The organism is Aliirhizobium cellulosilyticum (assembly GCF_014198105.1).
Lineage (GTDB): Bacteria > Pseudomonadota > Alphaproteobacteria > Rhizobiales > Rhizobiaceae > Neorhizobium > Neorhizobium cellulosilyticum.
Genome location: NZ_JACIGW010000001.1, coordinates 302586 through 325486 on the forward strand (window position 1 = coordinate 302586; position 22901 = coordinate 325486).

General features: G+C 59.7%; 20 protein-coding genes. 12 read left to right on the forward strand and 8 right to left on the reverse strand.

Going from position 1 to position 22901, the window contains the following annotated elements; genetic code table 11:
* Nucleotides 1-246 precede the first annotated feature (246 nt).
* Nucleotides 247-645 carry a RidA family protein gene (locus GGE33_RS01260; RefSeq protein ID WP_183820945.1) on the reverse strand — a complete coding sequence of 133 codons (399 nt, stop codon included), beginning with the start codon at nucleotides 643-645 and terminating at the stop codon, nucleotides 247-249.
* 159 nt (nucleotides 646-804) lie between these two features.
* On the opposite strand from GGE33_RS01260, the gene GGE33_RS01265 reads away from it, so the two are divergent.
* Both GGE33_RS01265 and GGE33_RS01270 read left to right on the forward strand, forming a co-directional pair.
* Nucleotides 805-1404: a TetR/AcrR family transcriptional regulator gene (locus GGE33_RS01265; RefSeq protein ID WP_183820946.1), complete on the forward strand. Its 600-nt coding sequence runs from the start codon at nucleotides 805-807 to the stop codon at nucleotides 1402-1404.
* Nucleotides 1405-1502: 98 nt separating this feature from the next.
* The gene (locus GGE33_RS01270; RefSeq protein WP_183822230.1) at nucleotides 1503-3566 is read left to right on the forward strand and encodes an ATP-binding protein; all 2064 of its coding nucleotides are present in this window, start codon (nucleotides 1503-1505) and stop codon (nucleotides 3564-3566) included.
* Nucleotides 3567-3583: 17 nt separating this feature from the next.
* Here GGE33_RS01270 and GGE33_RS01275 read toward each other — a convergent pair whose 3' ends face one another.
* From GGE33_RS01275 to GGE33_RS01285, 3 genes are all read right to left on the reverse strand, one after another.
* Nucleotides 3584-5230, reverse strand: coding sequence for a hypothetical protein (locus tag GGE33_RS01275; protein ID WP_183820947.1), 1647 nt, complete (start codon nucleotides 5228-5230; stop codon nucleotides 3584-3586).
* Between the two features lie 9 nt (nucleotides 5231-5239).
* Complete coding sequence (locus GGE33_RS01280) at nucleotides 5240-6256, reverse strand: glycosyltransferase family 2 protein (RefSeq protein WP_183820948.1); 1017 nt, start codon at nucleotides 6254-6256, stop codon at nucleotides 5240-5242.
* A 77-nt stretch (nucleotides 6257-6333) separates the two neighbouring features.
* Nucleotides 6334-7233: a DMT family transporter gene (locus GGE33_RS01285; protein WP_343062177.1), complete on the reverse strand. Its 900-nt coding sequence runs from the start codon at nucleotides 7231-7233 to the stop codon at nucleotides 6334-6336.
* Nucleotides 7234-7510: 277 nt separating this feature from the next.
* Between GGE33_RS01285 and cysP the strand changes: the two genes are divergently transcribed.
* From cysP to GGE33_RS01320, 7 genes are all read left to right on the forward strand, one after another.
* A complete protein-coding gene (gene cysP / locus GGE33_RS01290) occupies nucleotides 7511-8494 on the forward strand; it encodes a thiosulfate ABC transporter substrate-binding protein CysP (RefSeq protein ID WP_148143125.1) in 984 nt (327 codons plus the stop codon).
* A gap of 198 nt (nucleotides 8495-8692) precedes the next feature.
* A complete protein-coding gene (gene cysT / locus GGE33_RS01295) occupies nucleotides 8693-9517 on the forward strand; it encodes a sulfate ABC transporter permease subunit CysT (RefSeq protein WP_183820949.1) in 825 nt (274 codons plus the stop codon).
* Nucleotides 9518-9521: 4 nt separating this feature from the next.
* Complete coding sequence (cysW, locus tag GGE33_RS01300) at nucleotides 9522-10400, forward strand: sulfate ABC transporter permease subunit CysW (RefSeq protein WP_183820950.1); 879 nt, start codon at nucleotides 9522-9524, stop codon at nucleotides 10398-10400.
* Nucleotides 10397-11419: a sulfate/molybdate ABC transporter ATP-binding protein gene (locus GGE33_RS01305; RefSeq protein WP_183820951.1), complete on the forward strand. Its 1023-nt coding sequence runs from the start codon at nucleotides 10397-10399 to the stop codon at nucleotides 11417-11419. Before cysW ends, GGE33_RS01305 begins: the two co-directional genes overlap by 4 nt.
* 95 nt (nucleotides 11420-11514) lie before the next feature.
* Nucleotides 11515-11715 carry a DUF4160 domain-containing protein gene (locus GGE33_RS01310; protein WP_246435682.1) on the forward strand — a complete coding sequence of 67 codons (201 nt, stop codon included), beginning with the start codon at nucleotides 11515-11517 and terminating at the stop codon, nucleotides 11713-11715.
* A complete protein-coding gene (locus tag GGE33_RS01315) occupies nucleotides 11708-12121 on the forward strand; it encodes a DUF2442 domain-containing protein (RefSeq protein WP_183820953.1) in 414 nt (137 codons plus the stop codon). The genes GGE33_RS01310 and GGE33_RS01315 overlap by 8 nt, the downstream gene beginning before the upstream one ends.
* 166 nt (nucleotides 12122-12287) lie before the next feature.
* Entirely contained in the window at nucleotides 12288-14378 is a 2091-nt protein-coding gene (locus GGE33_RS01320) for a DEAD/DEAH box helicase (protein ID WP_183820954.1), read from the forward strand.
* Nucleotides 14379-14417: 39 nt separating this feature from the next.
* Here the strand turns inward: GGE33_RS01320 and GGE33_RS01325 are convergent, their stop codons facing one another.
* The 3 genes from GGE33_RS01325 to GGE33_RS01335 all read right to left on the reverse strand — a co-directional run bounded on the left by GGE33_RS01325 (nucleotide 14418) and on the right by GGE33_RS01335 (nucleotide 17851).
* The gene (locus GGE33_RS01325) at nucleotides 14418-15524 is read right to left on the reverse strand and encodes a DNA alkylation repair protein (RefSeq protein ID WP_183820955.1); all 1107 of its coding nucleotides are present in this window, start codon (nucleotides 15522-15524) and stop codon (nucleotides 14418-14420) included.
* Nucleotides 15525-15651: 127 nt separating this feature from the next.
* A complete protein-coding gene (locus tag GGE33_RS01330) occupies nucleotides 15652-17088 on the reverse strand; it encodes an NAD-dependent succinate-semialdehyde dehydrogenase (protein WP_183820956.1) in 1437 nt (478 codons plus the stop codon).
* Nucleotides 17089-17254: 166 nt separating this feature from the next.
* Nucleotides 17255-17851 carry a cupin domain-containing protein gene (locus tag GGE33_RS01335; RefSeq protein WP_183820957.1) on the reverse strand — a complete coding sequence of 199 codons (597 nt, stop codon included), beginning with the start codon at nucleotides 17849-17851 and terminating at the stop codon, nucleotides 17255-17257.
* Nucleotides 17852-18184: 333 nt separating this feature from the next.
* Here GGE33_RS01335 and GGE33_RS01340 point away from each other — a divergent pair, with 333 nt between their 5' ends.
* Nucleotides 18185-19363: a GNAT family N-acetyltransferase gene (locus tag GGE33_RS01340; protein ID WP_183820958.1), complete on the forward strand. Its 1179-nt coding sequence runs from the start codon at nucleotides 18185-18187 to the stop codon at nucleotides 19361-19363.
* A gap of 59 nt (nucleotides 19364-19422) precedes the next feature.
* Here the strand turns inward: GGE33_RS01340 and GGE33_RS01345 are convergent, their stop codons facing one another.
* Nucleotides 19423-20598, reverse strand: coding sequence for an acyl-CoA dehydrogenase (locus GGE33_RS01345; RefSeq protein ID WP_183820959.1), 1176 nt, complete (start codon nucleotides 20596-20598; stop codon nucleotides 19423-19425).
* A 131-nt stretch (nucleotides 20599-20729) separates the two neighbouring features.
* Here GGE33_RS01345 and GGE33_RS01350 point away from each other — a divergent pair, with 131 nt between their 5' ends.
* Both GGE33_RS01350 and GGE33_RS01355 read left to right on the forward strand, forming a co-directional pair.
* Complete coding sequence (locus tag GGE33_RS01350; RefSeq protein ID WP_183820960.1) at nucleotides 20730-21647, forward strand: LysR family transcriptional regulator; 918 nt, start codon at nucleotides 20730-20732, stop codon at nucleotides 21645-21647.
* A 108-nt stretch (nucleotides 21648-21755) separates the two neighbouring features.
* On the forward strand, nucleotides 21756-22817 hold the full coding sequence (locus GGE33_RS01355; RefSeq protein ID WP_246712515.1) for a LacI family DNA-binding transcriptional regulator: 1062 nt from the start codon (nucleotides 21756-21758) through the stop codon (nucleotides 22815-22817).
* The last annotated feature ends 84 nt before the right edge of the window (nucleotides 22818-22901 follow it).

Genomic DNA, 22901 nt, shown 5'->3' on the forward strand with positions numbered 1-22901 from the left:
TTTGACCGCATTCACGACCATCACCGGAAACCGAGTTGCGGCCCGTTGCGAAGGAGGCCGGTTCGCGAACCCGGTTCCTATCCGATGACGGGGATATTGTCGCGCTATCGCCCGGCGCGAGGATGAAACGGACCCGGCATTCGGGCCAAGTTCTTTCGGCGCCACGGGAATAATTTCGGCGCCGGGTGATATCATCCCCGCCAAACGCAGGCATTTTATCATGGCGCGCCGTGTGCAAGCGGCGTGTCAGGCCGACTGCGGAACGCGGGCGATGACCTTGATTTCGAAATCGAAGCCCGAGAGCCAGGTGGTGCCGATGGCCGTCCAGTTGGGATAGGGGGCAGAAGGGAAGATCCGGCTCTTCACCTCCATGATCGTGCCGAACTGGTTTTCGGGGTCGGTGTGGAAAGTCGTGACGTCGATGATGTCGTCGAGCCCAGCGCCGGCGGCCTTCAGGACGGATTTGAGATTGTCGAAGGCCAGTTCTACCTGTGCCTTGAAATCCGGTTCCGGCGTGCCGTCCTCGCGGCTGCCGACCTGGCCCGAGACGAACAGGAGATCGCCGGAACGAATTGCGGCGGAATAGCCGTGCTGCTCATAAAGAGCGTGGCGGTTCGGTGGGAAAATGGTTTCGCGCTTTGTCATGATCTGACCTTTCGTTGCGGTTTCTACAATCGCGCATCCGATGGAATGCGACTTCACAAGCCGGGGTCGAATTTGATATACGGCTCGTATGTAAAGTGGTCGCATACGCGGCGTATGTCAACTTCATATACGCATCGTATCTGAAATCCGGAGTCCGTCATGGCTGGAAAACGTCTGGAAAAGATGGAAGAGAACCGCGCGAAACTGATCGCTGCAGCGCGTAAGGCCTTTGCGGAAAAGGGTTATGCGCATGCCTCAATGGACGATCTGACGGCGGAGGCCGGGCTGACGCGCGGGGCGCTCTATCATAATTTTGGCGACAAGCGTGGCCTGCTGGCGGCGGTTGTAGATCAGCTCGACGGGGAGATGGCGGCCCGTGCCCGAGAGATTGCAGCGAAGAAGGCAGGCGGCGACGAGGGAGATATCTGGCAGGCGCTGCTCGCCGAAGGAGCGGCCTATATCGAGATGGCGCTCGACCCGGAAATCCAGCGGATCGTGCTGCTCGACGGGCCGGCGGTGCTTGGCGATCCGTCGCAGTGGCCGAGCCAGAACAGCTGCCTTGCCGAGACGCGCAAGGGGGTGCGGTCTCTGGTCGAAAGCGGGGTGATGAAGCCCGTCGATATCGAGGCCGCGTCGCGGTTGCTAAACGGTGCGGCGCTCAACGCCGCGCTCTGGGTCGCAGCAAGCGACAACCCGGCGGAGGTGCTGCCCAAGGCGGTGGAAGCTTTTGCGTTGATGGCGGGCGGATTGAAGGCGTAGTAGCGATATTTGTTGGCTAGCAACCGATTTCCTTGTTTCGGCGTTATGGTATTCACGTCCATCGCCGTTAAGAGGATCTGTCCTTGAGTTCTGACGAAATGCTTCATTTTCCGGATGACGATGCCCTTTTCCGGAGCGAAGCGCGATATCGCGCGCTTTTCGAGGCGATCGACGAAGGTTTCTGCATCATCGAATTCATCGACGGTCCGCATGGGCCGCTAAGCGACTATGTTCATATCGAAGCCAATACCGGTTATGAACGGCAGACGGGGATTGCCGATATCGTCGGGAAAAGGCTGCGGGAGATCGAGCCCGATGCAGCGGACAAGTGGATTGCTCTTTACGGCGATGTCCTGAAGACCGGCAAAACGGTTCGCTTCGAGCAGAAATTCGAGGCGATCGGCCGGCACATAGAGGTGTCGAGTTCACGGGTGGAGCCTGCGAGCCTAAGGCAGGTCTCGGTCATGTTCCGCGACATCACCGCTCGCAAGCAGGCCGAGGAAGCATTGCGTGCCAGCGAGGCGGTGGCTCGTCGAAACGTTCAGCGGGTACAGCTCGCACTCGCCGCAGGTGCTATCATCGGCACCTGGTTCTGGGACGTGCAGGCCGACCGCTTCACCGGAGACGACGCTCTGGCGACCGCCTTCGGACTGGATCCGGGACTCGGCCACAGCAATCTAACGCTCGACCAGGTTACGGAAACGGTCCATCCCGACGACAGGGCAGGGCTGTTGGAGGCGATTGCCGATGCCTTGAAGCGCGGTGGTCCGTATATCCATCAATATCGCACGAGGCGACACGACGGGAACTATTACTGGCTCGAAGCAAATGGTCGAGTTGAACTGGGACCGGACGGGAAAGCCCTGAATTTTCCCGGCGTGCTGATCGACATAGAACAGCGACGTTCGGTCGAGGCAGAGCGCGACAAGGCGACTTCTGACCTCAAGGCGCTGAACGAGACGCTGGAGCAGCGCGTGGCCGAGCGCACAGCCGAGCTGATGCGTGCCGAAGAACAGTTGCGCCACTCCCAGAAAATGGAGGCGGTTGGCCAGCTGACCGGCGGACTGGCGCATGATTTCAACAATCTGCTGGCCGGTATTTCCGGCTCGCTTGAGTTGATGCAGACGCGGCTGGCGCAGGGTCGGATCAGTGACCTTGATCGTTATCTTACTGGTGCGCAGGGGGCTGCCAAACGCGCCGCTGGCCTGACGCAGCGACTGCTTGCTTTTTCACGCCGGCAGACGCTCGATCCGAAGCCGGTGCTTCTCAACCGCCTTGTTTCTGGCATGCAGGACCTGATTACCCGCAGCGTCGGGCCGACAATCCATGTGGAGACTGCTTTTGCAGGTGGGCTCTGGACCACATTCGTGGATGTTGGGCAGCTCGAAAATGCTTTGCTCAACCTGTGTATCAATGCACGCGATGCGATGCCCGACGGTGGCAAGCTGACGATCGAGACATCCAATCGCTGGTTCGACGAGCGGGCTGGCCGCCAGCGCGGTCTTCCGCCTGGGCAATATGTGTCGCTCTGCGTCAGTGATACCGGGACGGGCATGTCGCCGGAAATCGTCGAACGCGCCTTCGATCCGTTCTACACGACCAAACCGATCGGGCAGGGTACGGGTCTCGGGCTTTCCATGGTCCATGGTTTTGCCGGTCAATCCGGTGGCACGGCGCGGATTTATTCGGAACCTGGCAAGGGGACGATGATCTGCATCTATCTACCGCGCCACCTTGCGGATGACGTAGGTGAGGAGGATGTGGTCGATGTGACCGCAACACCGCACTCCGCCGAGCACGAAACTATCCTGGTGGTCGATGACGAGCCGCTGGTGCGCATGGTGGCCGTCGAGATACTCGAAGAGCTTGGCTATCACGTACTTGAGGCCGGTGATGCGCCGACGGCGCTGAAGATCATCAATTCAGGCCCGCCGATCGATCTCCTGGTGACGGATGTCGGTCTGCCTGGCGGCATGAACGGGAGGCAGCTGGCGGATGCGGTGCGTGCGGAGCGGCCCGACTTCAAGGTGCTGTTCGTCACCGGTTATGCCGAAAACGCTGTGCTGAACCACGGCCACCTGGAGCATGGCATGCATGTGATGACCAAGCCGTTCCTCAGCGATGCTTTTGCGCGGCGGGTGAAGGATCTGCTGTCGGAATAGGCCGGCGGTCATTGTCGTTACTGGCTCGGATGCTCGATGCGGTAGAGGCTTGCAAAACCTTCGTCGGCGACCAGATGAACGGTGTCGATTGCCGGCATCGGATGGTTTGGGCTGGCCATATCCGCATTCAGGACCAGCACATAGTCGAAGCGGCTTTTCCAGTCAGCCATATAGGGTGCATAGTCCGGTGCCGGTTCGTTGAGCATATCGGTGGGGATTGGAATGCCTTCCGGCACGGCAATCTCCTGCCAGGGTTCTCTGACGCGCAGGGGCTGTTTGCCGGCCGCGGTGAACAGATATGGCATGAAGGCATCCCGCTCGAAGCTTACCAGCGCGGGGTAATGGATATAGCTCGGAAACATGCTGCCGACGATACGCCCAACCGGCATGTTCATCAGATCTTCGGGGGCTGTCTGGGCATGGGCCGGCAGAACTGCACTGCCGGGCTCGACATGTTGCAGTGCCCGTTCCACCGCGGCGATATCCGCGTTTCGCTGCAGCCACACATATTCGATGTAGACCGTGCGGGAGACGACAAGAATAAGGACCAAAGGCAATGCCAGGGATGACAATCGTCCCTTTACCTGCGGCCTTAACCCTGCTGCGGCAGCAAGGGTCATCATGCATGGCAGGCGGACGTCCATGCCTCCGGTCGACAAGACACTCGTCGGCATGAACATCGACAGAATGCCGGTGACGATCGCAACCAGTACGAGACCCCAATGCACGGTCATGGTCCTGTACCGGATGGTTTCCCTGACAAGCACGATAAAGAGCGCCAGGTAGATCATATCGATGCGCGCATCATAGGTTCTGAAATAGATGAGCAGAACCTTCAGCGAGCGTATGGCCGACGGATTGTCCCAGTGCATGCTGTCGAGCAGAGACGTATCTGCCTGACCTGGCAATGAAGGGCCGAACAGAAGAAAGATGACCAGCGGCAGGAAAACGGGGATGATTGCGAGCATCACCCTGCCCGTGGCGGCAGCAAATGTCCCGGACTGCCGCAGAGGGGCGGCCGATGGCCCAAAAGCCAGTGCTGCCAGCAGCGCGGTGTAGAACAGAAGGCCGAATGGATGTGCAGTTAGAAGGATCGCTGCGCAGATTGCTCGCAGCGCAAGGACGACGGCAAGACCGCGATGCTTTAAGCATTCATCGAGATAGGCAAAGACCAGAGCAAGCCCCAGGCTGATCGAAAAGCTCAGAAAGCCGAAAAGAAGAACGGCATTCCAGGCCAGTGCGAAGCAGAGCAGCTGCCACCAGTGAAAGCCGCCGAAGAGCTTGCGATTGAGCAAAGTGACGCCGATCGGCGGCAGGAGGAGGGCCAGCCCGAGGACGAAGGGAGCGATGAAATCCATCGTTGCGATCTTGCCGAGTAAGAAGGCGAGAAGGTCGATAGCAATATTGGTCCAGGCAACGTTCCAGTCGATCTGGTAGAATTGCGACATCATCGGGCGCTCGATGCCGCCGGCGAGAAGCCAGAGCCGTACATAGTGGTTGGCATAATCGGTTATCGGCGGAAAGCGTACCGAAAGGACCGGGATCAGTGAAATGAGCGCGACGAGAATGATGAGAGCCACGATCCGTCGATCGGAAACGCGGGCGGCTTTCCTTTCGCCAGCCGTCGTTGTCGCGATGTCATCCGTTTCCGGTGTCATCGTCATGCTTGCTCCCTAGCGAGAAATGCGGTTTTCCGATCGCGGATATTCGGCCACGGCGTTCTTGAGGCTCTGGATGTCACCCGGGATTTCCGCCATCGCGTCCTTGCGGCAGATCTTGCCGATGGTGAACAGGGGGCGGCCCTTGACCTCCTGAACGACGCGGCCGAGATATTCGCCGAACACGCCCATGACGAAGAGCTGCGTGCCGGAAAAGAAGGAAATTGCGACTACGGAGCTGGCCCAGCCCGGTACGACATTGCCGACCGACCACTGGAACACGGCGTAGAACAGGATGGCGAAGGCGAACAGCGACGACATGAGGCCAAGCCAGACGGCGGCGCGCAGCGGCTTGGTGGAGAAGCTGGTCAGGGCGTCGATGGCAAGCGAGATCATCTTGCGCAGCGGATATTTGGTTTCGCCGGCAAAACGCGCATCCCGTGCATAGGGAAAGGCGGCCTGTCGCCCGCCGATCCAGCTGACCATGCCGCGGATGAAGCGGTGCCTTTCGGGCATATTGTTGAGGATATCGACGACCGGGCGCGACATCAGCCTGAAATCACCCGTATCTTCCGGAATGGCAACCGACGAGAGCCTATTCAGCAAACGATAAAAGACAGTTGCTGTCAGTCGCTTGAATGTGGTCTCTCCGGCGCGGGCAATGCGTTTCCCATAAACGACGTCGTAACCTTCATCCATAAGCCTTGCCATTAAAGGCAGCAATTCGGGAGGGTCCTGCAGGTCGGCGTCGATCAGGAGAACTCGATTTCCTGCCGCAATGGAAAGTCCGGCTGTGGCTGCCAGCTGGTGTCCGTGATTGCGGAAAAGCTGGACGCCGACGATGCGGGGATCATTTTGAGAAAGCGTTTCTATCATCGGCCATGTGCGGTCGGACGATCCGTCATCGACAAAGACGATCTCATAGTCCCGGGTGACCGCGGCACAGGCCCGCGACATTCTGCCGGAAAACTCTTCCAGTACAGCCTCTTCGTTAAAGCAGGGGACGACGACGGACAGCTCGGTTCTGGTCATGCAACCAGAATAGTTTTTGCCGCTTAAGATAGAATTACTTTGCTATGTCCGGTTGCCGCCGGCATATGCTGTCGATGTTATTTGATCCCGAGCCTGTGCTCCCGAAAGACGGTGAACAAACCGGCCGCAACGACGATAATGGCGCCGACGATCATATTGATCGTGATCGTTTCGCCGAAGAAGATGGTTGCGATAGCGACGCTGAGCACGATCTGCAGATAGGTGAGTGGCTGGACTTCGACGGCGGTCAGCGTCGAATAGGCCTTGATCAGGAAGAAGTGGCTGGTCGCGCCGCAGACGCAGAGCGCAAACAGGGCCGGCCAGTGTTCCGGCGCGATAGGAACCCAGTAGAACGGGCCGATCGCAGTCGCAACGATCGCGCCGAAGACGCCGGTATAAAGCACGCTGGTGACGGCTGAGTCCTCGCGGCCGACGGCGCGGGTGGAGATGCCGTAGAGACCGAAGGCCAGCGCGCCGGCAAGCGGCCAAAGCAACTGCAGATCAAACCGGACGCCGACCGGATTGAGGATGATCAGCACGCCGAAAAGGCCGACCACGATCGCGGTGCCACGCCGCCAGCCGACTTTTTCCCCCAGGAGCGGCACAGAGAGGATGGTAATGATAAGTGGCGTCGCCTGAAGGATTGCCTGGGTCATGGCCAAGCCTGCCCCGGTATAGGCATAAACGACGATAAAGATTTCGAGCACCAGCAACGGCCCACGCAGCATCTGCAGAAAAGGCCTGCGGCTGACGAACGCCTTGCGTAACCCGCCGGGTGAGAACGCAGCGAAGACGACAACAAAGGCCGCAAAAGCCCAGAAGCGGATCATCGTGAAGCCGATGACCGGATATTTGTCCGCAAGGTATTTGGAGCATCCGTCCTGAATGGCGAAAATGGTTATGGCCAGCAGGACGTAGAAATAGCCAATGCTCTTGTTCTTCATGTGGGTGACGACTTCGGCAAGGAATGCGGACAAGGGAAACGAGCCGGGCTGTCGAAAAGGGCAGGAGGGCTGCATCCCGGTCCTATACGGTTGTGCATCGCTTCGCCAGACCGGCATGTCCAGCCGGAACCGATTTCTTGTCGCGGGCAGGAAAATATCGAGTGCAGGCACAACCGTTGCCGAATGTGGCGAAAAATGGACGGAATTTCTAAGACGGGCGCGGGCAGAGGAGGGCGATTTCTCGCGCTTGCCTATGCCTGCCGATAGTTTCCCCACACCCTCATTCTCGGCCAAATTCCGGAGACACCTGATGAAACGCCTCCTTATTCTCGGCACCGCGATTGCCGCACTCTTCGTCCAGCCGGCCTTCGCGCAGGAGCAGAAGCTTCTCAACGCCTCCTATGACGTTGCCCGCGAACTGTTCGTTGCCGTCAACGAAGCCTTCGTGAAGGGCCACCCGGGCGTTACCATCGACCAGTCGCATGCCGGCACATCGAAGCAGGCGCGGTCGATCGTCGAAGGTCTTGAGGCCGACGTGGTGACCTTCAACCAGTCGACCGATATCGATTTCCTTGCCAAGCAGGGCTTTGTTTCGACCGAGTGGACCAAGGCATTCCCGAACAATGCTTCGCCTTTCTATTCCTTCCCGGCCTTCCTGGTGCGGGCAGGAAACCCGAAGAACATCAAGGGCTGGGCTGATCTTGCCCGTGACGACGTGCATGCCGTCTTCCCGAACCCGAAGACATCGGGCAATGCGCGCTACACCTATCTCGCTGCCACCGCATGGGCGAAGGAAGAGTACAAGGACGACCAGGAAAAGATCGAGGCCTATATCACCAAGATCTTCGACAACGTTCCGGTCTTCGATACCGGTGGTCGTGCGGCAACGACGACCTTTGTCGAGCGTGGCCAGGGCGATGTGCTGATCACCTTCGAAGCCGAAACCCGCGGTATCGAGAAGCAGTTCGGCAAGGACAAGGTCGAAAGCGTCATTCCGTCGGTCAGCCTGCTTGCTGAATTCCCGGTCGCCGTTGTCGACAAGGTTGCCAAGAAGCACGGCACCGAAGCGCTCGCCAAGAGCTATCTCGACTTCCTCTATACGGAAGAAGGCCAGAAGATCGCCGCCGAATTCGGCCATCGCGTCCATAACGAAAAGGTCGCTTCCGATTTCAAGAGCGAGTTCCCCGAGGTCCGCCTGGTCAAGGTCGACGACGTGTTCGGCGGCTGGAGCAAGATCCAGTCCGAGCATTTTGCTTCCGGCGGCACGCTCGACAAGCTTTACGGCAGCCGATAGTTTTCCTCACCAAGAGGTTTTGCCACAAATTCTTCCGTCATGCTCGGGCTTGTCCCGAGCATCTGCCTTCGCCAAATTTTGGGCTCAGCAGATCCTCGGCACAAGGCCGAGGATGACGACGAGTAAGGGGCGGGCCTGTCATTATTCTAACCGGCGGACACCCCTCCGCCGGCTTTTGCTAATTAAGGAACCGACCGCGTGAGACGACGCAATGTCCTGCCCGGCCTGCCGCTATCGCTGGGCGTGACCCTGTTTTATGTCGGCCTGATCGTCGTGCTGCCGCTGGCGGCGCTTGCGTTCAAGGCCGCGAGCCTGGGGTTCGAAGATTACTGGCGGATCGTTTCGTCGTCGCGCTCGATAGCGAGCTATCGCGTTACGGTGCTTTCGGCGCTTGGCGCCACCACCTTCAATCTGTTTTTCGGTCTGGCGCTTGCCTGGGTGATCACACGCTACCGGTTTCCCGGCAGGCGGATCGTCGATGCGGTGGTGGATCTGCCGTTTGCGCTGCCGACCGCCGTTGCCGGCATTGCGCTCACCGCGCTGTTTGCCAATAGCGGCTGGTTCGGCTCGGTGCTCGAAGGGTTCGGCATCAAGGTTGCCTATACGCCGATCGGCATCATGATCGCCATGTGTTTTACCTCGCTGCCGTTCATCGTGCGCACGGTGCAGCCGGTGCTGGAGGATCTCGATCCGGCGCTGGAAGAGGCGGCGCAATCGCTCGGCGGATCGGACTGGACGATCTTTCGCAAGGTCATCCTGCCGCTTCTGGCTCCGGCGCTTCTCGCCGGCGTATCGCTGTCCTTTGCCCGCTGCCTCGGTGAATTCGGGGCGATCATCTTCATTGCCGGCAACCAGCCGATGTCGACGGAGATTACCGCATTGCTGATCTTCATCCGGCTGGAAGAATATGATTACCAGGCTGCTGCTGCGATCGCCTCGGTGCTTCTGCTTGCCGCCTTCTTCATGCTTGCCGTCACCAACTGGCTACAGGCGCGGGCGTTGCGTTATACGGTGAAGGGGTGAGGCCATGAGCACAGTTTCCACCCGCCGCAAGCCGCCGCGCGTCGGTGATGCCCCGCTGTTTCGCCGCTCGCTGATCGGCATCGTTTTCGTGCTCGTCGCCTTCGTCATCATTGCGCCGCTGGTCATTATCGGCGTCGAGGCGTTTTCGAAGGGCTGGCAGCTTTACCGCGATACGGTCATCCATCCCGATACGCTGCATGCGGTGATGCTAACCGTGCTTGCGGCGCTGATCGCCGTGCCGGTCAACACTGTCTTCGGCATTTCCGCCGCTTGGGCGATCACCAAATTCGATTTCTGGGGCAAGCGGTTCCTGCTCGTGGTGATCGAGATCCCGTTCTCCGTATCGCCCATCGTCGCCGGTGTCGCCTATCTGTTCGTCTACGGCCTGCAGGGCCTGTTCGGGCCGTGGCTGGATGCGCATGACATAAAAATCCTGTTTGCCGTGCCTGGTATCATCATCGCCTCGATGTTCGTCACCGCTCCCTTCGTGGCGCGCGAGCTGATCCCGCTGATGCAGGCGCAGGGACGGGATCTGGAGGAGGCGTCGACCTCGCTTGGTGCTTCCGGCTGGCGCACCTTCTTTTCCGTGACGCTGCCGAACGTGAAGTGGGCGCTGCTTTACGGCGTGATCCTGTGCAATGCCCGCGTGATGGGCGAGTTCGGTGCGGTCTCGGTCGTGTCCGGCAATATCCGCGGCCAGACTAACACGCTGCCGCTGCATATCGAACTGCTCTATCACGACTACAATGCGACCGGCGCTTTTGCCGCCGCCTCGATCCTGGCGTTGATCGCGGTCTTCACCATCATCGCCAAGGTGGCGCTTGAGCGCCAGGGTGCTGGCCGCGTCCGCAAAACCGAAAATCCGGCAGAGAAAACATCATGAAGATCCATCTCGAAAACGTCGTCAAAACCTTCGAGAGCTTTCAGGCCGTCAAGGGCGTGTCGCTCGATATCGAAAGCGGCGAGTTGGTGGCGCTGCTCGGACCATCCGGCTCGGGCAAGACCACGATCCTTCGCATGGTGGCGGGGCTCGAATATGCCGATGGCGGCGCCATCCATTTCGGCGATCAGGACGCGACCGACATTCCGGTGCGCGACCGCGGCGTCGGTTTCGTCTTCCAGCATTACGCGCTGTTTCCGCATATGACGGTGGCCGACAATATCGCTTTCGGCATGAAGGTGTCGAAGGTGAAGCGCGACCGGGCGGCGATCGACAACCGTGTCACTGACCTGTTGCGTCTGGTGCGGCTGGAAGGGCTTGGCGACCGGTTCCCGGCACAGATTTCCGGCGGTCAGCGGCAGCGCGTGGCGCTTGCTCGCGCGCTTTCTGTCGATCCGAAAGTGTTGTTGCTCGACGAGCCGTTCGGGGCGCTCGACGCCAATGTGCGGCGCGACCTTCGCCGCTGGTTGCGCGAGATCCATTCGGAACTCGGGATCACCACGCTGTTCGTCACCCACGATCAGGAAGAGGCGCTCGATCTGGCTGACCGGGTGGTGATCCTGAAGGACGGGCAGATCGTGCAGCAGGGCACGCCGCAAGAGGTGTGCCGCGATCCGAAATCGGCATTCGTGATGAAGTTCCTCGGCGATGCGAATGTGATTGCTGCCGAGGTGAAGGATGGCCGCGCCCATGTCGGCGGGCTGTCCGTTGAGGCTGCCGGAGTGGCGGATGGCAGGGGCGAGCTTTACGCGCGGCCGAGCGATATCGACTGGTCTGAGGAAGGGCCGGGGATTGCGGCGGAGATCACCCGCGTGCTTGACCGTGCAGATGGCCGGCGCGTGTTGGCGACGACGGGTGCCGGCGAGGCGATGGAATTCGATGTGGAGCCGGAACGGGTGGTGAAGGCTGGTGAGGCCGGGTACGTGACGCTGAGAAGGGCGAAGGTGTTTGCCGCGGGCTGACAGGCGTTACAGCGCTGCTTCAGCGAGCCGCCATTTGTGTTTCCCAAGTAGTTGGGTTATTCTCGGCGATGGTCACCGTCCTGAAACAGCATGGAATGCGATTTGTCATCTACACGGCTGATCATGAGCCGGCGCATGCCCATGTATTCGGCGATGGCGAAGCTCGGATCGATATCGTCAATCTGTGTGTCATCACCCAGGGAGGAATGTCCGACAGGGATGTCAGGCGGGCGGTGGATGTGATCGAGGCCAACCGGCAACTGTTTCTCGACACGTGGAGAAATTATCATGGCTGAGATTAGTGACGAAGAACTCGCGCAGGCAAAACTGAACTGGCAGGCGGAGCGTCAGGCACGCCCCACACCATCATCCGTTCGTTTCGATGTTTCTTCCGAACGGATTGTTGTCGACTTTCTCAATGGTGCTTCCTTTATCTTCCCGGCTCGCTCGATCGAGGGGCTGGAAAGGGCTACTGTCGAGGAGTTGTCCGATGTCGTCTTGCTCGGCGAGACCGGTCTGCATTGGGAAGCGCTGGACCTCGACTATTCGATCGCCGGTCTGATGAGCGGAATATTCGGCAGCAAGTCCTTCATGGATGCGCGCAGTCGCGGCGGCCAGTCCCGTTCTGAGGCGAAGGTTGCTGCAAGCCGGGCGAATGGCGCGAAAGGTGGGCGACCGAGGAAATCGAGCACCGGACTATAGCGGTTGTGATCGGTATCGTCTGATCGGCGGCTTGCATCCTCTCCCGCGCAAACCACCCATGCTTTGACTTTTTGCAGCTTACCCTATAGGGACGGCGCAAACGTTCGGCTGCGATCGTTGCAGCCAAGGCGCCAGCAGGCGCGGTACATTCCGAAAGACAAGATTGATGACCGATATCAACGGCGCCGTTCCGGCGATCGCGAAGGCTTTGCAGAAGCGTGGTTACGAAACGCTGACCCCCGTGCAGCTGGCAATGCTGGACCCGGCGCTTGCTACGTCCGACGCGCTGGTTTCCGCCCAGACGGGGTCCGGCAAGACGGTGGCCTTCGGCATCGCCATGGCGCCCACCCTGCTCGAAGATCGTGACAGCTTCGGCCGCGCCGCCGCGCCGCTCGCACTCGTCATTGCGCCGACCCGCGAGCTTGCCATGCAGGTGAAGCGCGAACTGGATTGGCTTTATGCCGAAGCCGGTGCCGTGATCACCTCCTGCGTCGGCGGCATGGATATCCGCAACGAGCGCCGGGCGCTGGAGCGTGGCGCGCATATCGTCGTCGGCACGCCGGGCCGTATCTGCGACCATATCCGCCGCAACGCGCTCGACATGTCCGAGGTTCGGGTGGCCGTGCTCGACGAAGCCGACGAGATGCTCGATCTCGGTTTCCGCGAAGACCTGGAATTCATCCTTGAATCCGCTCCGGACGAACGCCGCACGCTGATGTTCTCGGCCACCGTTCCGGCTGCGATCGCCAAGCTGGCGAAAAGCTATCAGCGTGATGCCGTGCGCATCGCGACGGCTGCCGAACAGAAGCAGCATGTCGATATCGATTATCGCGCCCTGCTGGTTACGCCGTCCGACCGTGAAAATGCCATCGTCAACGTGCTGCGCTATTACGAAGCACCGAATGCGATCGTGTTCTGCTCCACGCGTGCGGCCGTCAATCATCTGCATGCGCGGCTTTCCAACCGCAATTTTTCCGTCGTGGCGCTTTCGGGTGAACTGACCCAGAACGAGCGCACCCATGCGCTGCAGGCGATGCGCGATGGTCGCGCCCGCGTCTGCATCGCGACCGACGTTGCCGCCCGCGGCATCGATCTGCCGGGTCTCGAACTGGTCATCCATGCGGATCTTCCGACCAATTCGGAAACGCTGCTGCACCGTTCGGGCCGTACCGGCCGCGCGGGCCGCAAGGGCGTCAGCGCGTTGATCGTGCCGGTCACGCAGCGCCGCAAGGCAGAACGCCTTCTGTTCGGCGCCAAGGTCGAGCCGACATGGGCGAACCCGCCTTCGGCCGAAGAAGTGACCGTTCGTGACGAGGAGCGTCTGTTTGCTGATCCGATCTTCACCGAAGTGACGACCAATGAAGACGAGCAGGCTCTGATCGCCAAGCTCATCGAGCGTTTCGACGCCGAAAAGCTCGCGACCGCTTTCGTCTCGCTTTATCGCGGCAAGAATTCCGCGCCGGAAGATGTCAGCGTCGTGTCTCTCGAAGCACGCAAGCCGCGCGAAGGCGGGCAGGGTGATCCGGCCTCGCGGCCGCTCACCCCGCGCGGCGACTTCGGCCCGGCCGTATGGTTTTCGCTGTCTGTCGGCCGCAAGCAGCGCGCCGAACCGCGCTGGCTGATCCCGACGATCTGCAAGAGTGGTGACTTGAGCAAGAACGAGATCGGCGCGATCAAGATGCAGGCCGACGAGACCTTCGTCGAGATTGCCGAGGCGCATGCCGACAAATTCATGGCCAAGCTCGGCAAGGACAAGATGATGGATCGCGGTATCCGCGTGACGCGTCTGGATGCCGCTCCCGACTTTTCGAAGTTCTCCCGTGGCACGGACGACGAGGGCTTTACAAAGCGCGAAGGTCCGCGGATGGACAAGCCTTGGAAGGATGGTCCGAAGAAGGATGGTTTCCGCAAGGACAAGCCGTTCGCCAAGGATGGCCCGCGTGGCGACAAGGCCTTTGGTGACAAGCCTTACCGTGAAAAGAAGCCTTTCAAGGATGGCGACAAGCCGTTCGGTGATGCGCCGCGCAAGGACTGGAAGCCCAAGGGCGAAAAGGCCAGCGCCGAACGCCGCATGGACGACGACGTCTGGGGCGAAAAGCCGAAGGGCGACTTCGCCAAGAAAAGCGGCGACAAGCCTTTAGGTGACAAGACGTTCAAGAAGAAGGCTTTTGGCGACAAGCCGTTTGCCAAGGGTGACGGCGACAAACCTTTCAAGAAGAAGCCTGCGGCTAAGGGCGGGTTTGAGAAGCGGAAGTAAGGATCAGAGCATCGCCCCGGCGGTGCTCTTTCTTTTTGTTCAGGTGTCTAGGTCAAACGCGGTCTCGCCCAGCACTTCGCCATTGACGATGAATTCCACCAGATGTGTTCCCGGATAATGAACGCGGGTGGTGAAGTTGCGGATGGGGCGGGTGATCGTGAGTTCGGCGCGGGCATGCGGCTCGAGCGTCAGTTCCTTCCACTTGAACACCTTTTTCGATGTGCCGCCGGTCTTCTTCACGTAATGGACGGCATAGTCGATCACTAATTTCTGACTCGTGGAGCCGGTCGAGGTGAGCTTCGCCGTGATCTGGACCGCACCGCTAAGCGCTAGCGATGACGGCGTTACCGAGAAGGTTTCGACTTTTACCTCCGCCTTGTGGCTTGCACCGAAGACGTGCAGGGCACGGGTATCGCCCTTCTTGATCAGGGTGCGCAATGCCTGTTTCGTGATCCAGGCGGTGTGGATATTGGTCTGATCCCACTGGGACAGCTTTTCCAGAACCCAGCCTGGATGATCCTTGGTGATGTCGTTCAGGTGGTTTGCTACGGACTTGCGGGCATAAAGGCTCGGGTCGCTTTTCAGATTTTCCAGGATCGGGGTGACCGGCGAGGGATCGGCGATCAGCTGTTTCAGCTGGAAGGACCAGGGCAGGCGCGGGCGGCAGCCTTCCGAGGAGAGGCGGCGGACATGCTCGTTTTCGTCCATTGACCAGTTCTGCATCATCGCGAGCGTGCGCGGCATGTCTTTCAAGAGGAAATGCCGGATGGCGAATTCGGATGAGCCGAAGCGGGTGAAAAAAGCGAGGGCTCTCATCGACAGGTCAAAGTGGTCCTGACCGTAAAGCGCCACATATTCCGGCAGGGTGATCGAGGCGAAGCCGTGGTTGATGCGTGGCGCGAGGTCCCAGAGGATCTCGATGTTCTTTTCGTAGGGGCCGGGTAACGTCGCGTGGAAGGATACAGCGACCTGCCGCAGCCGTTGCATGATACTCAGGCCGTCCAATCCTTCGGAAGCAAGTTGGAGAAAGCGCTCGCCATCGAAAGCCGGATGGATCGCGGAGATCTCGCGGGCGAAATGGCTCAGCCGGTCACGGTTGAAGATTTCCTTCAGGAGAGGGGCGGTTTCCATTTCCGGCTCGGCCATCATTATATCCGTATGTTCACTATTTGTTTTCGTATTCCACTCCGTTGATGCAGGCAAGGCCCAAAAAGAAAACCGGCCGGAGCGGTGGCTCCGGCCGGTTCTTTAGATGCGATCGCAGATGGATCGATCAGTTCATCTGGGTGACGTATTTGGTTTCGAGATAGGCGGCGACGGCTTCCGAGCCGCCTTCGGTTCCGTAGCCGGAATCCTTCATGCCGCCGAAGGGGACTTCCGGCAGGGCGAGACCGTTGTGGTTGATGGTCAGCATGCCGGCCTCGACTTCGCGGCCGAGTGCATGGGCAGTCTTGACCGAGCCGGTGAAGGCGTAGGATGCAAGGCCGAAGGGCAGGCGGTTCGCCTCGGTGATCGCGTCCTCATAGGTCGAGAAGCGGTTGATGATGGCGATCGGGCCAAAGGGCTCGTCGTTCATGATCTTGGCCGTGGTCGGAACGTTGGCGAGAACCGTCGGTTCGAAGAAGTTGCCCTTGTTGCCGATGCGCTTGCCGCCTGTCTTCAGTTCGCCGCCGTTCGAGACTGCGTCCTGGATCAGCGCTTCCATGGCCGGGATGCGGCGCTCATTGGCAAGCGGGCCCATGACGGTATCCGCTTCCAGGCCATTGCCGACCTTGATGGCTTCCGCAGCCTTGACGAAACCGTCAAGGAACTTGTCGGCGATACCATCCTGAACCAGGAAGCGGGTCGGGGAGACGCAGACCTGACCGGCATTGCGGAACTTCGACATGGCGCTGATTTCGATCGCCTTGTCGAGGTCGGCGTCATTGAAGACCATGACCGGAGCATGACCGCCGAGTTCCATCGTGGCGCGCTTCATGTGCTTGCCGGCAAGTGCTGCGAGATGCTTGCCGACCGGGGTAGAGCCGGTAAACGAGATCTTGCGGATGACCGGATGCGGGATCAGGTATTCGGATACTTCAGCCGGGATGCCGTAGACCAGGCCGATGACGCCAGCGGGGATGCCGGCATCGGCAAAGGCGCGGATCAGTTCGGCAGGCGATGCCGGAGTTTCTTCCGGGGCCTTGACGATGATCGAGCAGCCGGTTGCAACGGCGGCGGAAAGCTTGCGGACGATCTGGTTGATCGGGAAATTCCACGGGGTGAAGGCTGCGACCGGGCCGACAGGCTGCTTGATGGTCATCTGGGCGACGCCGGAGAAGCGGGCCGGGATGATCTGGCCGTAGGTGCGGCGTGCCTCTTCGGCGAACCAATCGATCGTGTCGGCGGCCCCCATGATTTCCATCTTGGACTGTGCCAGCGGCTTGCCCTGTTCGCGGGTCATCAGGAAGGCAATCGCATCAGCGCGCTCACGCAGGATATCGGCTGCCTTGCGCATGATCTTCGAGCGGTCGAAGGGAGCCGTGTCACGCCAGATCTTGAAACCCTTGTCAGCGGCTTGAAGCGCGAGATCAAGGTCCGCCTTGCGGGCATGGGCGATCTTGCCGATTACTTCGTCGGTGGCCGGATCGGTCACTTCGATCGTTTCGCCGCCGATGGCATCGCGCCATTCGCCGTTGATGAAAAGCTTTACGTCGGGATAGGTCTGCATGGGGGTCCACTTTCGTTTTGAAACGTCAGGTCGCGCGGCGGGGTGCCGCGGGCAGAAGGGGCGGATGGGTTCCGGTGCCTGAGTTAAGACAATCACTGCCGACAATCAACCGGCGGCGCGGTCAAAAAAGTCATACTAATTGGATTAACGACTGGCGGTCTGCCGATTAGAGATAGGGCGGCGTAACAGCGCTGACGACTTCGCAGCGTTCCGTGCCGATATTTCGGTAACGATGCGGCAGGCGGCTGTTGAACAAATAGGCATCACCGCGTTTCAGGATGCGGGTCTGGCTGCCGACAGTCACTTCCAGTTCGCCGGCGACGACAACCCCGCCTTCCTCCGCCTCGTGGGCCAGCATGGTTTCGCCGGTATCGGCGCCTGGCTCGTAGAATTCGTGAAAGATCTGGACGCTATGGGATTTCGCATCGCCGACCTGAAGCAGCGTCAGCGGGCCTTTCGACAAGGGTGTCAGTTCGTCGGCGCGAAAGAAAATCTGGTCGACGGGCGGCAGGGAAAGCGCAAAGAAATCCGTCAGCGGATAGTTGATCGCCTCAAGAATCTTCTTCAACGACGCGACGGAAGGGCTGACCTTGTTCTTTTCGATCAGCGATACGAGCGAATGGGTAACGCCGGCCTTTACCGCCAATGCCCGCTGCGACAGACCGTAGCTCTGCCGCACGAGGCGCAGGCGATCGCCGACATCGAATTGGTTCTCGGTATCGTTCTGAGCGACGGTTTTTCCCGCGTCATCCGTTGCGTGCATGCTTTGCGAGGTCTTTCCTGTGCGTGTTTATCGCTTTCTTTGAGCTGCATCGCGTTGATACACCCGGCGCATCGCCTTGGCCAATGACGAATAGCGGCGCGAACTGTGAGTTTCCATGCCTTGAGACTGGTTGTCGTCTTCTTCTCCAATTATTTGAGGAAATCTAGCTCTCAGTTCGTAAGTTGTCTTTTATTTCAGTTTGATGAATGTAAATCACGAAAGTGTATTTGTGATGTGCCTAAATATGCTTTGTTTATTTGGTGTTTGTTTGTTATCGATGAAATCAAGATGGGTTTTTATTTAGGCCCACGGTGAATCCGAAGGGGAGGTCGGATGTTGCGCTCTGTTTTAGTCGACGGCGTGGAGGCTTTCGTTCAACTTGAAGATGAGTGGAACGCCCTCGCGCGATCAGTCGTGACGTGCCACTACACGCAGACCTTTGAGTGGGCAAAGCTCGGGTGGGAGACGAGGGACGCTTCTGCAGGTGACCGGTTGATATGCGCGACTATCTGGTCTGATAGTCGGCTGGTTGCGGTCTGGCCGTTCCAGCGAAACAGGCTAGGCCCTGCGACCCGTCTCGAGCCGCTGGGGTGCGGCATGCATGAGGAATATGGTGATCCGCTGATAGCGCCCGATATGAATGCGGCCGAAATCTGCAGGGAGTTGATGGCGCTCCTGCGTCCGATGGCTGATATCATCGAGGTGCCGTTTGTTGAACAGGATGGCGCCGTGCGGCAGGTGCTGGAAAGAACGGGCGCCTTTCAAATTCCCAATCCGTTGGATAGTTACATGATCGAACGGCGTGGCGTGGAAAACCTCGATGATCTGCTCCCGTCCTATTCTTCCAAATTCCGCACCAACCTGAAGCAGGGGCGCAAGAGACTTCAAAAACTTGGTGAGCTGCGGTTCGAACTTCCGGAAGATTATGCCAGTTCCGTCGAGACGATTGATTGGGTGATCGAGGAGAAGCGACGCTGGCTCCGTCGCATGGACAAGTCATGCCCATGGCTTGGAAAGGGCGAGGCGCGTGCGTTTTTTCTGGCGGCTTCGATGAAGCGCGGCGAGCTGGGGCGCGTGGGGCTCTTTCGCCTTACGCTGGACGGCAACCCGATAGCAGCGTTCCTGACCATGATCGACCGCACGCGCGTCGAGCTTTTGACCACCAGTTTTGACCCCGATTATTCGCGTTATTCACCAGGCATGCTGATCATCGAGGATACGGTGCGCTGGTGTTTCGAGCATGGCCTGGATTTCGACATGCGGATACTGCGCATGGACTACAAGGAACGGTGGTCGAACGCGCAGACAGTCCGGATTCAATATCGCGTGCCTCTGACAGCGAAGGGTGCAGCGGTTCTGCTGCCTGCCTATCTCGTCTATTCCTTCTACTGGACGGTTCACGCAATTTCTAATGCGGAGCAGAGGGCGGCAATCCGGCGGATGATGAAATGGCGGCCCGTGCTGAATGGCCGGAACCGGCCGCCAACGGGCCAGATCGAGCCGAGCGCATAAAGCCCGGCTCGCATGGCGGCCGGGCTTCAGTGTGACATTACCTGCGTCGTTGGCGTCGATCAGAAAAACGCCTGAATGCCCGTTTGAGCGCGGCCCAGGATGAGGGCGTGGACGTCGTGGGTGCCTTCATAAGTGTTGACCGTTTCCAGATTCTGCGAATGGCGCATGACGTGATATTCGACCTGGATGCCGTTGCCGCCATGCATGTCGCGGGCTTGGCGGGCGATATCCAGCGCCTTGCCGCAGTTGTTGCGCTTGACGATGGAGATCATTTCCGGCGCCATGCGGTGCTGGTCCATCAGCTGGCCGACGCGTAAGCTGGCCTGAAGGCCAAGCGTGATTTCGGTCTGCATGTCGGCAAGCTTCTTCTGGTAGAGCTGCATGCCGGCGAGCGGCTTGCCGAACTGCTTGCGATCCAGCCCGTATTGGCGGGCGCGGAACCAGCAATCTTCGGCTGCGCCCATGACGCCCCAGGAGATGCCGTAGCGGGCGCGGTTGAGGCAGCCGAACGGACCTTTGAGGCCTGATACGTTTGGAAGAAGCGCGTCTTCGCCGACTTCGACGCTATCCATGACGATTTCGCCGGTGATCGAGGCGCGCAGCGACAGTTTTCCGCCGATCTTGGGGGCAGAGAGGCCCTTCATGCCCTTTTCCAGAACGAAGCCGCGGATCTCGTTGTTGTGAGCTTCCGATTTTGCCCAGACGACGAAGACATCGGCGATCGGTGCGTTGGAAATCCACATTTTCGAGCCGCGCAGGCGATAGCCGCCCTCGATCTTTTCGGCGCGGGTCTTCATGCCGCCGGGGTCGGAGCCGGCATCCGGCTCGGTCAGGCCGAAACAGCCGATCAGTTCGCCCGAGACGAGGCCGGGCAGATATTTCTTTTTCTGCTCGTCGGAGCCGTAGGCGAAGATCGGGTAGATGACCAGCGAGGACTGGACGCTCATCATTGAGCGGTAGCCAGAATCGATCCGTTCGATCTCGCGGGCGACGAGGCCATAGGCGACGTAGGAGGCATTGGCTGCGCCATATTCTTCCGGAAGCGTGACGCCGAGGAGGCCGGTCTGACCCATCAGCTTGAAGAGGCCGACATCGGTCTTTTCCTCAAGATAGGCTTCCTCGACCCGCGGCAGGAGTTCGGACTTGGCAAATGCGGACGCCGCGTCGCGGATCATGCGCTCTTCTTCGGTCAGCTGATCTTCGATGAGGAAGGGGTCGTTCCAGATAAAGGCCAAGGGGGTCTCCGATGTTTTTGGACGGGACGGGTGTCTCAATCGCCAAGCAATTTCCCGTGCAGATTATCGTCCTGTGGTCGTTTGTCGCAAGGCCCGTTTACTCAATCGGCCATGAGGGTTAGTAATAGGCCATGAAAGAGCTGTCGCGAAAACTCCTGCCTTCCACCTCGGCGCTTGCCGCCTTCGATTCCGTTGCTCGGCTGGGCAGCTTCTCGCTGGCGGCAGACGAGCTGTCGCTGACGCAAGGGGCGATAAGTCGGCAGGTTTCCGGGCTGGAAGAGCAGTTTGGCGTGCTGCTTTTCGACCGAACCAGCCGTGGCGTCGTGTTGACATCGGCGGGTGCGGAATTTGCGAAAGCGATTGCAGGCGCCCTCTCGCAGATCCGCTCGGCATCGCTCCATGCCATGACCAAACGACATAGCGACCAGCTCAACCTGGCGATCCTGCCGACATTCGGTACGCGTTGGCTGATGCCACGAATTCCGGGCTTCGTTGCCCGTCATCCGGAGATTACGCTCAACTTCGCAACCCGTATCGGCGTGTTCGATTTCGACCGGGACGGTATCGATATGGCGATCCATGTCGGTCAACCCGAATGGCCGGGTGCCGAATGCACCTTCCTGATGGATGAGATGGTGGCGCCGGTCTGCTCGGCTGCATTTCTCAGTTCTCATCCGGTTGTGCAGGCGCAAGATCTGTTGCGGCTGCCGCTTCTGCATATGGCGTCACGGCCGGGCGGGTGGAAGCATTGGTTCGAGAGCCTTCGGATTGCCGGCAGCATGAGCGAGGGCATGCGCTTCGAACAATTCGGCAGCGTGACGCAGGCTTGTATTGCCGGCCTGGGTGTCGGGCTGATGCCGCTTTTTCTGATCGATACGGAACTGGCGAGCGGGCAGCTGGTGGAAGCATTTCCGCATCAGGTGGTCAGTCCCAGCGCCTATTACGTGGTCGCGCCGCAGGCAAAGGCCGGTTTTCCGCCGGTTGTCGCGTTTCGGGCATGGCTGATGGAAGAAGTGGCGCGCTATCGACAGGAAATCGTGGCCTGGTAGCAACGGCTGTGCATTACTCTATATGAAAGGTTGTGTTGCGCTCGACATTTGGCATGTGTGCGGGTATAGTTGGTTAAACGATTAATCATCTTGGAACGCAGCAGGACGATGAGTGTCGGTCGGACGCCAGCGACGATGACGGAAATTGCCGCCGCCCTTGGTGTGTCCTCGGCAACCGTGTCCAATGCGCTTTCCGGTAAGGGGCGGGTCTCCGCCGAGCTTTCAGCGAAAATCCGGCAGGCGGCGGAAGAGCTTGGTTATGTGCCGAGCCATGCGGCGCGGGCGCTCAGAACAGGGCGGACAGGCGTTATCGGGCTGGTGCTGCCGGATATCTCCAATCCACTGTTTCCGCAGATCGCGCAGGCAATCGAGCAGGCGGCGGCTTCTGCCGGGTTCGGCGTGTTGATTGCCGACAGTCGCGGAGAGATTGCCCAGCAGACGGCGGCAATCGGCCGCCTGATCGAACGCGGTGTCGACGGGATGATCGTCGTTCCCCGTCGTGGATCGCGGATCGCGGATATAGGCACGCCCGTGGCGATCATCGATAGCCCCTCGACGCCCGGCAACACCGTGTCGTCCGACCATTGGGAGGGCGGCGTGCAGATGGGGCGTCATCTTGCCTCTCTCGGGCACCGGAAGGTGTTGCTGATCGCCCATAGCCGGGAATCGAATGTGCAGAATGACCGGATCGGCGGCCTGAAGGCCGGTCTCGGCAAGGATGTTTGCTGCGAGACCCTGTGGGTGGGAGATCTTGAGGCTTCGCAGGGAGTGGGTTGCGCGCTCGGTCTCTCTGCCCGGGTGGCCGACGGGTTTACCGGCTTTGCTGCCGTTTATGATCTTCTGGCGCTACGTGCGCTCACCGAATTGCAGCGTGACGGTATCGACGTTCCGCTTCAGGCCAGTGTCAGCGGTTTCGATGATCTTGTCTGGTCATCTGTCGTTATGCCGCCGATCACGACCTTGCGGCAGGACCTTGCGACGATTGCGGAATGTGCGGTCGAGGCTCTTGGTCACGCGATTGGAAACGGTGAGGCCGCAGCCGGCAGCATGATCGCCGCGAGGCCGGATTGTGATGGTGTGCCGATGAAGCTGGTGATCCGGCAATCGACGGGTCCGACGATGCATTCGGTTGTGGCTGCTGCCGCGCATGCTCGGAAGGATGGTAGGTGAAAATCCTTATCCTTTCTCCTCAATCTCTCGTGTATATGGACGCCCCAATGGATCGTCCGGTTGTATTTTTGGAGTGTGCTTGAA

What these genes read in the sequence shown, in the direction of transcription:
- GGE33_RS01335 (WP_183820957.1), bottom strand. Translation starts at nt 17,851, where the DNA reads ATGCACGCAACGGATGACGCGGGAAAAACCGTCGCTCAGAACGATACC.
- GGE33_RS01315 (WP_183820953.1), top strand. Translation starts at nt 11,708, where the DNA reads ATGGCTGAGATTAGTGACGAAGAACTCGCGCAGGCAAAACTGAACTGG.
- GGE33_RS01265 (WP_183820946.1), top strand. Translation starts at nt 805, where the DNA reads ATGGCTGGAAAACGTCTGGAAAAGATGGAAGAGAACCGCGCGAAACTG.
- GGE33_RS01325 (WP_183820955.1), bottom strand. Translation starts at nt 15,524, where the DNA reads ATGGCCGAGCCGGAAATGGAAACCGCCCCTCTCCTGAAGGAAATCTTC.
- GGE33_RS01355 (WP_246712515.1), top strand. Translation starts at nt 21,756, where the DNA reads ATGAGTGTCGGTCGGACGCCAGCGACGATGACGGAAATTGCCGCCGCC.
- cysW (WP_183820950.1), top strand. Translation starts at nt 9,522, where the DNA reads ATGAGCACAGTTTCCACCCGCCGCAAGCCGCCGCGCGTCGGTGATGCC.
- GGE33_RS01320 (WP_183820954.1), top strand. Translation starts at nt 12,288, where the DNA reads ATGACCGATATCAACGGCGCCGTTCCGGCGATCGCGAAGGCTTTGCAG.
- cysP (WP_148143125.1), top strand. Translation starts at nt 7,511, where the DNA reads ATGAAACGCCTCCTTATTCTCGGCACCGCGATTGCCGCACTCTTCGTC.
- GGE33_RS01350 (WP_183820960.1), top strand. Translation starts at nt 20,730, where the DNA reads ATGAAAGAGCTGTCGCGAAAACTCCTGCCTTCCACCTCGGCGCTTGCC.
- GGE33_RS01330 (WP_183820956.1), bottom strand. Translation starts at nt 17,088, where the DNA reads ATGCAGACCTATCCCGACGTAAAGCTTTTCATCAACGGCGAATGGCGC.
- GGE33_RS01280 (WP_183820948.1), bottom strand. Translation starts at nt 6,256, where the DNA reads ATGACCAGAACCGAGCTGTCCGTCGTCGTCCCCTGCTTTAACGAAGAG.
- GGE33_RS01305 (WP_183820951.1), top strand. Translation starts at nt 10,397, where the DNA reads ATGAAGATCCATCTCGAAAACGTCGTCAAAACCTTCGAGAGCTTTCAG.
- GGE33_RS01310 (WP_246435682.1), top strand. Translation starts at nt 11,515, where the DNA reads ATGCGATTTGTCATCTACACGGCTGATCATGAGCCGGCGCATGCCCAT.
- GGE33_RS01260 (WP_183820945.1), bottom strand. Translation starts at nt 645, where the DNA reads ATGACAAAGCGCGAAACCATTTTCCCACCGAACCGCCACGCTCTTTAT.
- GGE33_RS01275 (WP_183820947.1), bottom strand. Translation starts at nt 5,230, where the DNA reads ATGACGATGACACCGGAAACGGATGACATCGCGACAACGACGGCTGGC.
- GGE33_RS01340 (WP_183820958.1), top strand. Translation starts at nt 18,185, where the DNA reads ATGTTGCGCTCTGTTTTAGTCGACGGCGTGGAGGCTTTCGTTCAACTT.
- GGE33_RS01270 (WP_183822230.1), top strand. Translation starts at nt 1,503, where the DNA reads ATGCTTCATTTTCCGGATGACGATGCCCTTTTCCGGAGCGAAGCGCGA.